Annotated in this window: 21 protein-coding genes; all 21 read left to right on the top strand. The window is 65.6% G+C overall.

From position 1 onward, the window contains the following. The first annotated feature begins 598 nt into the window (after nt 1-598). The 21 genes from rpsJ to rplO all read left to right on the top strand — a co-directional run bounded on the left by rpsJ (nt 599) and on the right by rplO (nt 10208). Nucleotides 599-910, top strand: coding sequence for a 30S ribosomal protein S10 (rpsJ, locus tag MD221_RS13975; protein WP_005408208.1), 312 nt, complete (start codon nt 599-601; stop codon nt 908-910). A gap of 10 nt (nt 911-920) precedes the next feature. Next, nucleotides 921-1574: a 50S ribosomal protein L3 gene (gene rplC, locus MD221_RS13970; RefSeq protein WP_242112443.1), complete on the top strand. Its 654-nt coding sequence runs from the start codon at nt 921-923 to the stop codon at nt 1572-1574. A gap of 10 nt (nt 1575-1584) precedes the next feature. After that, nucleotides 1585-2190: a 50S ribosomal protein L4 gene (gene rplD / locus MD221_RS13965; RefSeq protein WP_242112442.1), complete on the top strand. Its 606-nt coding sequence runs from the start codon at nt 1585-1587 to the stop codon at nt 2188-2190. Further along, nucleotides 2187-2513 carry a 50S ribosomal protein L23 gene (rplW, locus tag MD221_RS13960; RefSeq protein WP_242112441.1) on the top strand — a complete coding sequence of 109 codons (327 nt, stop codon included), beginning with the start codon at nt 2187-2189 and terminating at the stop codon, nt 2511-2513. The genes rplD and rplW overlap by 4 nt, the downstream gene beginning before the upstream one ends. 11 nt (nt 2514-2524) lie before the next feature. Further along, a complete protein-coding gene (rplB, locus tag MD221_RS13955) occupies nt 2525-3352 on the top strand; it encodes a 50S ribosomal protein L2 (protein ID WP_242112440.1) in 828 nt (275 codons plus the stop codon). A 6-nt stretch (nt 3353-3358) separates the two neighbouring features. Next, nucleotides 3359-3628 (top strand): 30S ribosomal protein S19, encoded by a 270-nt coding sequence (gene rpsS / locus MD221_RS13950; RefSeq protein WP_242112439.1) that lies wholly within the window; start codon nt 3359-3361, stop codon nt 3626-3628. A gap of 85 nt (nt 3629-3713) precedes the next feature. Then, entirely contained in the window at nt 3714-4031 is a 318-nt protein-coding gene (gene rplV / locus MD221_RS13945; RefSeq protein WP_242112451.1) for a 50S ribosomal protein L22, read from the top strand. Between the two features lie 2 nt (nt 4032-4033). Continuing rightward, complete coding sequence (rpsC, locus tag MD221_RS13940; protein ID WP_242112438.1) at nt 4034-4807, top strand: 30S ribosomal protein S3; 774 nt, start codon at nt 4034-4036, stop codon at nt 4805-4807. 3 nt (nt 4808-4810) lie between these two features. Beyond that, nucleotides 4811-5224 carry a 50S ribosomal protein L16 gene (rplP, locus tag MD221_RS13935; protein ID WP_242112436.1) on the top strand — a complete coding sequence of 138 codons (414 nt, stop codon included), beginning with the start codon at nt 4811-4813 and terminating at the stop codon, nt 5222-5224. Then, the gene (rpmC, locus tag MD221_RS13930) at nt 5224-5412 is read left to right on the top strand and encodes a 50S ribosomal protein L29 (protein WP_242112434.1); all 189 of its coding nucleotides are present in this window, start codon (nt 5224-5226) and stop codon (nt 5410-5412) included. The genes rplP and rpmC overlap by 1 nt, the downstream gene beginning before the upstream one ends. Nucleotides 5413-5445: 33 nt before the next feature. Continuing rightward, entirely contained in the window at nt 5446-5709 is a 264-nt protein-coding gene (gene rpsQ / locus MD221_RS13925) for a 30S ribosomal protein S17 (RefSeq protein WP_425602282.1), read from the top strand. A 14-nt stretch (nt 5710-5723) separates the two neighbouring features. Continuing rightward, the gene (gene rplN, locus MD221_RS13920) at nt 5724-6092 is read left to right on the top strand and encodes a 50S ribosomal protein L14 (protein ID WP_146387447.1); all 369 of its coding nucleotides are present in this window, start codon (nt 5724-5726) and stop codon (nt 6090-6092) included. Between the two features lie 15 nt (nt 6093-6107). After that, the gene (gene rplX / locus MD221_RS13915; protein WP_242112432.1) at nt 6108-6425 is read left to right on the top strand and encodes a 50S ribosomal protein L24; all 318 of its coding nucleotides are present in this window, start codon (nt 6108-6110) and stop codon (nt 6423-6425) included. 10 nt (nt 6426-6435) lie between these two features. Then, nucleotides 6436-6978, top strand: coding sequence for a 50S ribosomal protein L5 (gene rplE / locus MD221_RS13910; protein WP_242112431.1), 543 nt, complete (start codon nt 6436-6438; stop codon nt 6976-6978). Nucleotides 6979-7048: 70 nt separating this feature from the next. Beyond that, entirely contained in the window at nt 7049-7354 is a 306-nt protein-coding gene (rpsN, locus tag MD221_RS13905) for a 30S ribosomal protein S14 (RefSeq protein ID WP_242112430.1), read from the top strand. Between the two features lie 83 nt (nt 7355-7437). Continuing rightward, nucleotides 7438-7833, top strand: a complete 396-nt coding sequence (gene rpsH, locus MD221_RS13900) for a 30S ribosomal protein S8 (RefSeq protein WP_242112429.1) — start codon at nt 7438-7440, stop codon at nt 7831-7833. A 16-nt stretch (nt 7834-7849) separates the two neighbouring features. Continuing rightward, the gene (gene rplF / locus MD221_RS13895) at nt 7850-8377 is read left to right on the top strand and encodes a 50S ribosomal protein L6 (RefSeq protein ID WP_242112428.1); all 528 of its coding nucleotides are present in this window, start codon (nt 7850-7852) and stop codon (nt 8375-8377) included. 30 nt (nt 8378-8407) lie between these two features. Continuing rightward, nucleotides 8408-8761: a 50S ribosomal protein L18 gene (gene rplR, locus MD221_RS13890; protein ID WP_242112427.1), complete on the top strand. Its 354-nt coding sequence runs from the start codon at nt 8408-8410 to the stop codon at nt 8759-8761. Nucleotides 8762-9027: 266 nt separating this feature from the next. Beyond that, complete coding sequence (rpsE, locus tag MD221_RS13885) at nt 9028-9573, top strand: 30S ribosomal protein S5 (RefSeq protein WP_242112426.1); 546 nt, start codon at nt 9028-9030, stop codon at nt 9571-9573. Beyond that, nucleotides 9566-9769 (top strand): 50S ribosomal protein L30, encoded by a 204-nt coding sequence (gene rpmD / locus MD221_RS13880; RefSeq protein ID WP_242112425.1) that lies wholly within the window; start codon nt 9566-9568, stop codon nt 9767-9769. The genes rpsE and rpmD overlap by 8 nt, the downstream gene beginning before the upstream one ends. 4 nt (nt 9770-9773) lie before the next feature. Further along, on the top strand, nt 9774-10208 hold the full coding sequence (gene rplO / locus MD221_RS13875) for a 50S ribosomal protein L15 (RefSeq protein ID WP_242112423.1): 435 nt from the start codon (nt 9774-9776) through the stop codon (nt 10206-10208). Nucleotides 10209-10224: the final 16 nt, after the last annotated feature.

The raw sequence follows: 10224 nt of genomic DNA, 5'->3' as shown, positions 1-10224 counted from the left end.
GCGGCCGTACGGTCGGCGCCGGCGTGGTGGCCAAGATCATCAAGTGATTCCTGGCCCTCGGGCCAAGAGTCCTCCCTGCGCAAGCGGGGATCCGGCCAGGAAGACGCTTCTCGAGGAAGCCGAATCCTCGCCAGGCCTCTCCCGCAAGCGGGAGAGGCTCGCAGGACAGACAGCCGGAACCTGCTAAATAGGGGCGGGCTGAATAGGGGGGGGCGGGGCTTTTCCTCTCGTGGGCGGAGAACCGCTTGCAAGAGCCTCTCGAACCCCTCTATAATGTAAGACCACTTTCCGATACGTCCCCAGGGGCGTGCCGGGAAACCGCGAAATGAGGCGCAGGATGCGCTTCGTTTTCGCCAGACAGGGAAAATGTCACGCGGCACAGCCCCGCCCGTCCCGAAGCATGTTCGGGACATATGGTCGGCAGGGGCATGTTGTCGCGTTTGCAGTTCTCCGTCTGGGCGGGTCGGGAAACCGGCCTGCCTTCGTTTTTGCCCAAGCGATACTGCCCAAGGGCTTTTTCTGGGTAAGTCGTTGATTTCGTGGGGTTTTGCGCATCTAGCCGCGGAGCCCGTCGCTCTTTCAACTTAGGAATTCCGTCATGGCGGACCAAAAGATCCGGATCCGGCTCAAGGCGTTCGATCATCGTCTGATCGATCGTTCGGCAAGCGAGATCGTCGAAACGGCCAAGCGGACCGGCGCGCAGGTGCGCGGCCCGATCCCGCTGCCCACCAAAATCGAACGCTACACCGTGCTGGTGTCGCCGCACGTCGACAAGGACGCGCGCGACCAGTACGAGACCCGCACGCACAAGCGCGTGCTCGACATCGTCGACCCCAACGACAAGACCGTGGACGCGCTGATGAAGCTCGAGCTCGCGGCTGGCGTCGACGTCCAGATCAAGCTGACCTGAGGCCGCCACCATGACCGCGAAGAAATATTCGTTGGGGCTGGTCGGTCGCAAGGCCGGCATGAGCCGCGTCTTCACCGAGGACGGCAAGTCCGTGCCGGTGACCCTGATCGAGGCCACCCCGAACCGCATCACCCAGATCAAGACCGTCGACAGCGACGGCTACAGCGCCGTGCAGGTCACGGTGGGCGTGCGCCGCGCCGCACTGGTCAACAAGCCGGAAACCGGCCACCTCGCCAAGGCCAAGGTCGAAGCCGGTCGCGGCCTGTGGGAGCTGCGCGTGGAAGCCGACAAGATCGGCGACTTCCAGGTCGGCGGCGAGATCAAGGCCGACATCTTCGAAGTCGGCCAGATCGTCGACGTCCAGGGCGTGACCAAGGGCAAGGGCTTCCAGGGCACGATCAAGCGCTGGAACTTCCGCATGGGCGACGCCACGCACGGTAACTCGCTGTCGCACCGCTCGCCGGGTTCGATCGGCCAGCGCCAGACGCCGGGCCGCGTGTTCCCGGGCAAGAAGATGTCCGGTCACATGGGCGCCGTGCAGCAGAGCACGCAGGGCCTGGAAGTGGTCAAGATCGACGCCGAGCGCGGCCTGATCGCGATCAAGGGCGCCGTGCCGGGCGCGCCGGGCGGCGATGTCATCGTCCGTCCGACGAGCAAGGCATAAGGAGACGACGATGGAACTCGCCATCAGCAACAGCAAAGAAAAGCTCTCGGTGTCCGAAGCCGTCTTCGGCCGTGAATTCAGCGAAGACCTGGTCCACCAGGTCGTGGTCGCCTACCGCAACGCCGGCCGCGCCGGCACCAAGGCGCAGAAGACCCGCGCCGAGGTCAACGGCACCACCAAGAAGTCGAAGAAGCAGAAGGGCGGCGGCGCGCGTCACGGCGCCCTGACGGCCCCGATCTTCGTCGGCGGCGGCGTCACCTTCGCCGCGAAGCCGCGCAGCTTCGAGCAGAAGGTCAACCGCAAGCAGTACCGCGCCGCCATCGCCGCGATCCTGTCGGAGCTCAACCGCCAGGGCCGCCTGAAGATCGTCGACGCGTTCGACGTCAGCGAAAGCAAGACCAAGGGCCTGCTGGCCAAGCTGAAGGAACTCGAGCTCGGCCGGCGTCCGCTGATCGTGACCGAGGAGGCCTCCGAGCACCTGTACCTGTCCGCCCGCAATCTGCCGTACGTGCAGGTGCGCGACGTGCAGGGCCTGGACCCGGTGTCCCTGGTCGGCGCCGACAGCGTCCTGGTCACCACCGACGCGGTCAAGAAAATCGAGGAGTGGCTGGCATGAACAAGTCGGTGAGCGCCGCAGGCAAGCCTGCGTCGGCCAATCTCTACAGCGTGATCCGTGCTCCGCGCGTCTCGGAAAAGACCGCGCGCATGCAGGAAAGCAACCAATACGCCTTCGAAGTCGCCAAGACCGCGACCAAGGCCGATATCAAGACCGCGATCGAGAAGCTGTTCGACGTCAAGGTCGAGGCCGTCAATGTGGTCAACGTGAAGGGCAAGAACAAGTCCTTCCGTTTCCGCCAGGGCAGCCGCGGCGACTGGCGCAAGGCGTACGTGAAGCTGGCCGAGGGCCAGTCGATCGACGTGATGACGGCCAAGGTCTGAGGAACTAATCCATGGCATTGATGACCTTCAAACCGACCTCCCCCGGCCGCCGCAGCGCGGTCCGCGTGGTCACGCCCGACCTGCACAAGGGCGCGCCGCACGCGCCGCTGCTCGAGAAGCAGGGCAAGACCGGCGGTCGCAACCACCACGGCCGCATCACCACCCGCCACATCGGCGGTGGTCACAAGCAGCATTACCGCATCATCGACTTCAAGCGCGACAAGGAAGGCATCCCGGCGCGCGTGGAGCGGATCGAGTACGACCCCAACCGCACCGCGCACATCGCGCTGCTGTGCTACGTGGACGGCGAGCGCCGCTACATCATCGCGCCTAAGGGCCTGAAGGCCGGCGACCAGGTGATCGCGGGCAACGACGCCCCGATCCGCGCCGGCAACACCCTGCCGCTGCGCAACATCCCGGTCGGCTCCACCGTGCACTGCATCGAGATGAAGCCCGGCAAGGGCGCGCAGCTGGCGCGTGCCGCCGGCGCCGCCGTGCAGCTGGTCGCCCGCGAAGGCGTCTACGCCACGCTGCGCCTGCGCTCGGGCGAGATGCGCAAGGTGCCGGCCGAGTGCCGCGCCACCATCGGCGAAGTCGGCAACGTCGAGCACAACCTCGAGAAGCTGGGCAAGGCCGGCGCCAAGCGCTGGCGCGGCGTGCGCCCGACCGTCCGCGGCGCGGCCATGAACCCGGTCGACCACCCGCACGGCGGCGGCGAGGCCAAGGCCGGCCAGGGCAATCCGCATCCGGTCACGCCGTGGGGCGTGCCGACCAAGGGCTACAAGACCCGCAAGAACAAGCGGACGCAGCAGTTCATCGTGCGCGACCGCAGGAGCTAACCGACCATGGCACGTTCACTGAAAAAAGGCCCGTTCGTCGATCACCACCTGATGAAGAAGGTGGAAGCGGCCGGCGGCAGCAAGAGGCCGATCAAGACCTGGTCGCGTCGTTCGATGGTCCTGCCGGAAATGGTGGGCTTCACCATCGCCGTGCACAACGGCAAGAACCACGTTCCGGTGCTCGTCAACGAGAACATGGTCGGCCACAAACTCGGCGAGTTCGCCATGACCCGTACGTTCAAGGGTCACGGCGGCGACAAGAAAGCCGGCAAGTAAGGAGCGCATCGTGGACAAGGCAACTCGAGAAAAACACGAAGAGCAGAAGCGGGCGCGCACCGAGCTCAACAAGCGTACTTCTTCGCTGAAGACCGCGCGCATCTCGCCGCAGAAGGCCCGCCTGGTCGCCGACCAGGTGCGCGGTCTGCCGGCCTCGCGCGCGCTGGCGCTGCTGCAGTTCAGCGACAAGAAGGCCGCGCACCTCATCTACAAGGTGGTCTACGCCGCCGTGTCGAACGCCGAGAACAACGCGGGCGACGACGTCGACGGCCTGAAGATCGCCAAGATCACGGTCGACGAAGGTCCGGTGCTCAAGCGCTTCATGGCCCGCGCCAAGGGCCGCGGCACGCGCATCCTCAAGCGCACCAGCCACATCACCGTCGTCGTCGGCGAAGGGAAGTAAACATGGGTCATAAAGTACATCCGACGGGTATCCGCCTCGGCATCGCCAAGGACTGGAATTCCAAGTGGTACGCCGGCAAGAAGGAGTACGCCTCCTACCTCGCCGCCGACCTCAAGGTGCGCGACATGCTGCGCAAGAAGCTGGCCGCCGCCGGGATCAGCAAGATCCTGATCGAGCGTCCGGCCAAGACCGCGCGCGTGACCATCCACACCGCCCGCCCGGGCGTGGTGATCGGCAAGCGCGGCGAGGACATCGAGAAGCTGCGCAAAGAGGTCAGCGAGCTGATGGGCGTCCCGGCGCACATCAACGTCACCGAGGTGCGCAAGCCCGAACTCGACGCCCAGCTGGTCGCCGAGAGCATCGCCCAGCAGCTCGAGCGCCGCATCATGTTCCGCCGCGCGATGAAGCGCGCCGTGGGCAACGCCATGCGCCTGGGCGCGCTCGGCATCAAGGTCAACGTCGCCGGCCGCCTCAACGGCGCGGAAATCGCCCGTTCGGAGTGGTACCGCGAAGGCCGCGTGCCGCTGCACACGCTGCGCGCCGACGTCGACTACGGCTTCGCCGAGGCCAAGACCACCTACGGCATCATCGGCATCAAGACCTGGATCTACAAGGGCGAAATCTTCGATTTCACCCAGGTCGGCCAGGAGAAGCAGGACGATACGCCGCGCGGCAACGACCGCGGCGACCGCGGTGATCGCGAGCGTCCGCGCGGTCCGCGCCGCGAGCGCGGTGACCGTGGCGATCGTGGCGGCCGCGACGAGGCGAGGGACTAAACCATGCTGCAACCCAAGCGCACCAAATTCCGCAAGATGCACAAGGGCCGCAACGACGGCCTGTCGTGGAACGGCAACGCCGTCAGCTTCGGCGAGTACGGCCTGAAGGCCACCTCGACCGGCCAGCTGACCGCCCGCCAGATCGAGGCCGCGCGCCGTTCGATCAGCCGTTACGTCAAGCGCGGCGGCAAGATGTGGATCCGCGTGTTCCCGGACAAGCCGATCACCAAGAAGCCGATCGAAGTCCGAATGGGCTCCGGTAAGGGCAACGTCGAGTTCTGGGTCGCGCAGATCCAGCCCGGCCGCATGATCTATGAAATCGAGGGCGTCGACGAGGCGACCGCGCGCGAGGCGTTCCGCCTGGCCGCCGCCAAGCTCTCGGTCACCACCCAATTCGTGACCCGGACGGTACGCTGATGAGCACGATCAAGGAACTCCGCGGCAAGTCGGCCGCCGACCTGCAGGCCCACCTGCTCGATCTGCAGAAGGAGCAGTTCTCGCTGCGCATGCAGAAGGTGACCGGCCAGCTGGCCAAGACCCATGATGTGCGTCGGGTGCGCCGCGAGATCGCGCGCGTGAACTCCCTGCTCGGCGCGAAGAAGTAAGGACGGCCGAAAATGACCGATAACACTACTGATATGAAGCAGTCCGAAAAGAAGCTGCGCACGGTCGAAGGCCGCGTCGTCAGCAACAAGATGGACAAGACCGTGACCGTGCTCGTGGAGCGCCAGGTCAAGCACGCGCTGTACGGCAAGTACCTGCGCCGCTCGACCAAGCTGCACGCCCACGACGCCGATAACGCCTGCAACGAAGGCGATACCGTGCGCGTGGTCGAGATCGCGCCGATGTCCAAGACCAAGAACTGGCGCGTGGTCGAGATCGTCGCCCGCGCGGCCGAATAAGAGGAGGGCAGACCATGATCCAGATGCAAAGCCACCTCGACGTGGCCGACAACTCCGGCGCCAAGGAAGTGATGTGCATCAAGGTGCTCGGCGGCTCCAAGCGCCGCTACGCTGCGATCGGCGACATCATCAAGGTGTCGGTGAAGGACGCCATTCCGCGCGGCAAGGTGAAGAAGGGCGAAGTCTACGACGCCGTCGTGGTGCGCACCCGCAAGGGCGTGCGTCGCGCCGACGGCTCGCTGATCCGCTTCGACGGCAACGCCGCCGTGCTGCTCAACAACAAGCACGAGCCGATCGGCACGCGCATCTTCGGGCCCGTGACCCGCGAGCTGCGCTCCGAGAAGTTCATGAAGATCGTCTCGCTCGCTCCCGAAGTGCTGTGAGCGGAGGACAAGACAATGGCTAATCGAATCAAGAAGGGCGACCACGTGATCGTGATCGCCGGCAAGGACAAGGGCAAGAAGGGCGACGTGGTGCGCGTGCTCGGCGACAAGGTCGTCGTGTCGAACATCAACATCGTCAAGCGCCACACCAAGCCGAACCCGCAGGTCAACCAGCCGGGCGGCGTGATCGAGCGCGAGTCGCCGATCCATATTTCAAACGTGATGCCGTTCAATCCTGCTTCCGGCAAGGGCGAGCGCATTGGTACCAAGGTGCTCGAGGATGGACGCCGTCTGCGCGTGTTCCGCTCGAGCGGTGAGGCGGTCGACGCCTGAGGATGCACAGATGACTCCCCGTCTTGAAAAGTTCTACAAGGAAGAAGTGGTGCCGAAGCTCATGGAGAAGTTCGGCTACACCAATCCGATGCAGGTGCCGCGCCTGAGCAAGATCACGCTCAACATGGGCGTGGGCGAGGCCGCGGCCAACAAGAAGATCCTCGAGAACGCCGTCGCCGACATGGCCAAGATCTCCGGCCAGAAGCCGTTGGTCACCAAGTCGCGCATCTCGGTGGCCTCGTTCAAGATCCGCGACGGCTGGCCGATCGGCTGCAAGGTCACGCTGCGCCGCGCCAAGATGTACGAGTTCCTGGACCGCCTGGTCAACATCTCGCTGCCGCGCGTGCGCGACTTCCGCGGCGTGTCCGGCCGTTCCTTCGACGGCCGCGGCAACTACAACATGGGCGTGAAGGAGCAGATCATCTTCCCGGAAATCGACTTCGACCAGGTCGACGCGATCCGCGGCATGGATATCGCCATCACCACCACGGCCCGCAGCAACGAAGAAGCCAAGGCGCTGCTCGAAGCCTTCCGCTTCCCGTTCCGCAACTGATCAACGATCGTCCCTGATCAAGAGCCCGGCCATCCGTGGCCGGACTTTTCAAGAAAACAGGAAATACACAATGGCCAAGACCTCCATGGTCAACCGCGAGACCAAGCGCGCCAAGCTGGCGAAGAAGTACGCCACCAAGCGCGATGCGCTCAAGAAGATCGTCAGCAGCCAGACGGCCAGCTACGAGGACAAGATGGACGCCGCGACCAAGCTGCAGAAGCTGCCGCGCGACTCCTCCGCCTCGCGCCAGACCACGCGCTGCGCCCTGACCGGCCGTCCGCGCGCCGTCTACAGCAAGTTCGGCCTGGGCCGCAACAAGCTGCGCGAAGCCACCATGCGCGGCGACGTGCCCGGCCTGCGCAAGGCCAGCTGGTAAGAAACAGGGCCCGGCCGTCCGGCCGGGTCTCCACGAAGACATTCGCGAAAGCGGATATCGGTGCTACTCAAAGGTGATATTCAATGAGCATGACTGATCCCATCGCCGACATGCTGGTCCGCATCAAGAATGCGGCGGCGGTCGGCAAGCCGACGGTGAAGATGCCGTCGTCCAAGACCAAGGTCGCCATCGCCAACGTCCTCAAGGGCGAGGGCTACATCGGCGACCTGCGCGTGACCGAGAACGGCGCCAAGGCCGAGCTCGAGATCGAGCTGAAGTACTACGAAGGCCGGCCGGTGATCGAGCGTCTGCAGCGCGTTTCGCGCTCGGGCCTGCGCCATTACCGCGGCAAGGACGCGCTGCCGAAGGTCCTCAACGGCCTGGGCATCGCCATCATTTCCACGTCGAAGGGCATCATGACCGACGCGCAGGCGCGCCAGCAGGGCGTCGGCGGCGAAGTCCTGTGCTTCGTGGCCTAAGCGGGAGAATACAGACATGTCTCGTGTAGCCAAGAAGCCGATCAACCTTCCCAAGGGCGTGGAGCTCAACGTCCAGGGCGAGAGCGTCAACGTCAAGGGCCCGAAGGGCGCCCTGTCGATCGCCAAGCCCGAGGGCGTGGACATCCAGCTCGACAACGGCGTCGCCAACCTGTCGCCGGCCGATCCCACGCGCGATGCCATGACCGGCACCCTGCGCGCCATCCTCGCCAACATGGTGCAGGGTGTCAGCGAAGGCTTCGAGCGCAAGCTCGAGCTGGTCGGCGTGGGTTACCGCGCCGCCATGCAGGGCAAGGACCTGAACCTGTCGCTGGGGTTCTCGCACCCGGTGCTGTTCAAGGCCCCGGAGGGCATCACCATCGCCACGCCGACCCAGACCGAGATCGTGGTCAGCGGCGCCGACAAGCAGCGCGTCGGCGAAGTCGCCGCCAAGATCCGCGCGTTCCGTCCGCCGGAGCCCTACAAGGGCAAGGGTGTGAAGTACGCCGGCGAGAACATCATTCGTAAGGAAGCCAAGAAGGCGTAATTCTCGCTTTCAGCTTTCGAGGACAAGAACATGGAAAAGAAGATTGCCCGCCTGCGCCGCGCCAAGTCGACCCGCGCGCACATCCGCGAACTCGGCGTGCCGCGCCTGTCGGTGCTGCGCACCGGCCAGCACGTCTACGCCCAGGTGTTCAGCCCCGACGGCGCCAAGGTGCTGGCGGCAGCCAGCACCACGCAGTCGGACGTGCGCGAGGGCCTGAAGAACGGCAAGAACGCCGAGGCCGCCGCCAAGGTCGGCCGCCTCATCGCCGAGAAGGCCAAGGCCGCCGGCATCGAGAAGGTCGCCTTCGACCGCTCGGGCTACCGCTACCACGGCCGCATCAAGGCGCTGGCCGACGCCGCCCGCGAGGGTGGCCTGCAGTTCTAAAGCGCGGCTCCGGGCCCCGCTTGCGGGGCTTGAAATCGCACCGTCCGGGACGCAGAACTTTACGGCTGCGTCCCGGTCTGTTCTCCGGGCAGGCGGCGGTCGCCTTCATGGCGTACCATTGCCGGCCCGCCAGGCACGGCCTGGCTCTTCCGCCGACGCGGATCGCGTCGGGCGCGCCACGGAATTGTCCGTGACGCGAAACGCCCGCGGTACACCACAACCATAAGCGGCCAAGCCGCAAATTCCTCAACAACCGAGATACCGAAATGGCAGAAGAACGTGCACCGCGGGGCCGCGATCGTGATCGCAGCCGCGACCGCGAGGAAATCGACGACGGCATGATCGAGAAGCTGATCGCGGTCAACCGCGTCAGCAAGACCGTCAAGGGCGGCCGCCAGTTCACCTTCACCGCGCTGACGGTGGTGGGCGACGGCAGCGGCAAGGTCGGCTTCGGCTACGGCAAGGCGCGCGAAGTGCCGGTCGCGATCCAGAAGTCGATGGAATACGCGCGCAAGAACATGAGCACCGTCGAGCTGAACAACGGCACCCTGTGGCATCAGGTGAAGGCCGGCCACGGCGCGGCCCGCGTGTTCATGCAGCCGGCTTCCGAAGGTACCGGCGTGATCGCCGGCGGCGCGATGCGCGCCGTGCTGGAAGCGGTGGGCGTGAAGAACGTGCTGGCCAAGGCGGTCGGTTCGCGCAACCCCATCAACCTCGTGCGCGCCACGGTCAAGGGCCTGGAGGCGATGCACTCGCCGGGCAAGATCGCGGCCAAGCGCGGCAAGAAGGTGGAGGACATCCTCCATGGCTAAGAAGAACGAAACCAACAGCGGCGGTACCGTCAAGGTCCGCCTGGTCAAGGGCATGCGCGGCTCGCAGGCGAAGCATCGCCTGTCGGTGAAGGCGCTCGGCCTCAACAAACTGAACGACGTCCGCGAGCTGAAGGACAGCCCGCAGGTGCGCGGCCTGATCAACAAGGTGCACTACTTGGTGCGGGTCGAGGAGTAATCACATGAAGCTCAATACTCTCAAGCCCGCCGAGGGCGCCCGCACCGAGCGCGTCCGCGTCGGTCGCGGCATCGGTTCCGGCCTCGGCAAGACCGCGGGCCGCGGCCACAAGGGTTCGTTCGCGCGCGCCGGCAAGGGCAAGATCAAGGCCGGCTTCGAAGGCGGCCAGATGCCGCTGCGCAAGCGCCTGCCGAAGGTCGGCTTCCGCTCCAAGCTGAAGAACGACACCGCGGAAGTAATGCTGTACAAGCTCGACCTGCTGGAAGGCGAGATCGACTTCGCCGCCCTGCGCGCCGCCAAGCTGGTGCCGTCCACCGCCAAGCGCGCCAAGATCGTCAAGAAGGGCGACGTCTCGAAGAAGCTCGTGCTCAAGGGCGTGCTGGCCACGGCCGGTGCGCGCGCGGCGATCGAAGCGGCCGGCGGCAAGATCGAGGAGTAAGCAAGGCATGTCACGC

It is taken from the genome of Luteimonas aquatica (genome assembly GCF_022662575.1).
GTDB classification, from domain to species: Bacteria; Pseudomonadota; Gammaproteobacteria; order Xanthomonadales; family Xanthomonadaceae; genus Luteimonas; species Luteimonas aquatica.
Note: the sequence above shows the minus strand (reverse complement) of the source record. Positions and strands in the feature narration are given on the sequence as shown.

Coding starts and splice junctions, on each gene's coding strand:
- rplF (WP_242112428.1), top strand. CDS start 7,850: ATGTCTCGTGTAGCCAAGAAGCCGATCAACCTTCCCAAGGGCGTGGAG.
- rpsN (WP_242112430.1), top strand. CDS start 7,049: ATGGCCAAGACCTCCATGGTCAACCGCGAGACCAAGCGCGCCAAGCTG.
- rplP (WP_242112436.1), top strand. CDS start 4,811: ATGCTGCAACCCAAGCGCACCAAATTCCGCAAGATGCACAAGGGCCGC.
- rplB (WP_242112440.1), top strand. CDS start 2,525: ATGGCATTGATGACCTTCAAACCGACCTCCCCCGGCCGCCGCAGCGCG.
- rpsH (WP_242112429.1), top strand. CDS start 7,438: ATGAGCATGACTGATCCCATCGCCGACATGCTGGTCCGCATCAAGAAT.
- rpmC (WP_242112434.1), top strand. CDS start 5,224: ATGAGCACGATCAAGGAACTCCGCGGCAAGTCGGCCGCCGACCTGCAG.
- rplC (WP_242112443.1), top strand. CDS start 921: ATGACCGCGAAGAAATATTCGTTGGGGCTGGTCGGTCGCAAGGCCGGC.
- rplO (WP_242112423.1), top strand. CDS start 9,774: ATGAAGCTCAATACTCTCAAGCCCGCCGAGGGCGCCCGCACCGAGCGC.
- rplX (WP_242112432.1), top strand. CDS start 6,108: ATGGCTAATCGAATCAAGAAGGGCGACCACGTGATCGTGATCGCCGGC.
- rpsQ (WP_425602282.1), top strand. CDS start 5,446: ATGAAGCAGTCCGAAAAGAAGCTGCGCACGGTCGAAGGCCGCGTCGTC.
- rpsS (WP_242112439.1), top strand. CDS start 3,359: ATGGCACGTTCACTGAAAAAAGGCCCGTTCGTCGATCACCACCTGATG.
- rpmD (WP_242112425.1), top strand. CDS start 9,566: ATGGCTAAGAAGAACGAAACCAACAGCGGCGGTACCGTCAAGGTCCGC.
- rplN (WP_146387447.1), top strand. CDS start 5,724: ATGATCCAGATGCAAAGCCACCTCGACGTGGCCGACAACTCCGGCGCC.
- rplD (WP_242112442.1), top strand. CDS start 1,585: ATGGAACTCGCCATCAGCAACAGCAAAGAAAAGCTCTCGGTGTCCGAA.
- rplR (WP_242112427.1), top strand. CDS start 8,408: ATGGAAAAGAAGATTGCCCGCCTGCGCCGCGCCAAGTCGACCCGCGCG.
- rplE (WP_242112431.1), top strand. CDS start 6,436: ATGACTCCCCGTCTTGAAAAGTTCTACAAGGAAGAAGTGGTGCCGAAG.
- rpsE (WP_242112426.1), top strand. CDS start 9,028: ATGGCAGAAGAACGTGCACCGCGGGGCCGCGATCGTGATCGCAGCCGC.
- rpsJ (WP_005408208.1), top strand. CDS start 599: ATGGCGGACCAAAAGATCCGGATCCGGCTCAAGGCGTTCGATCATCGT.
- rplW (WP_242112441.1), top strand. CDS start 2,187: ATGAACAAGTCGGTGAGCGCCGCAGGCAAGCCTGCGTCGGCCAATCTC.
- rpsC (WP_242112438.1), top strand. CDS start 4,034: ATGGGTCATAAAGTACATCCGACGGGTATCCGCCTCGGCATCGCCAAG.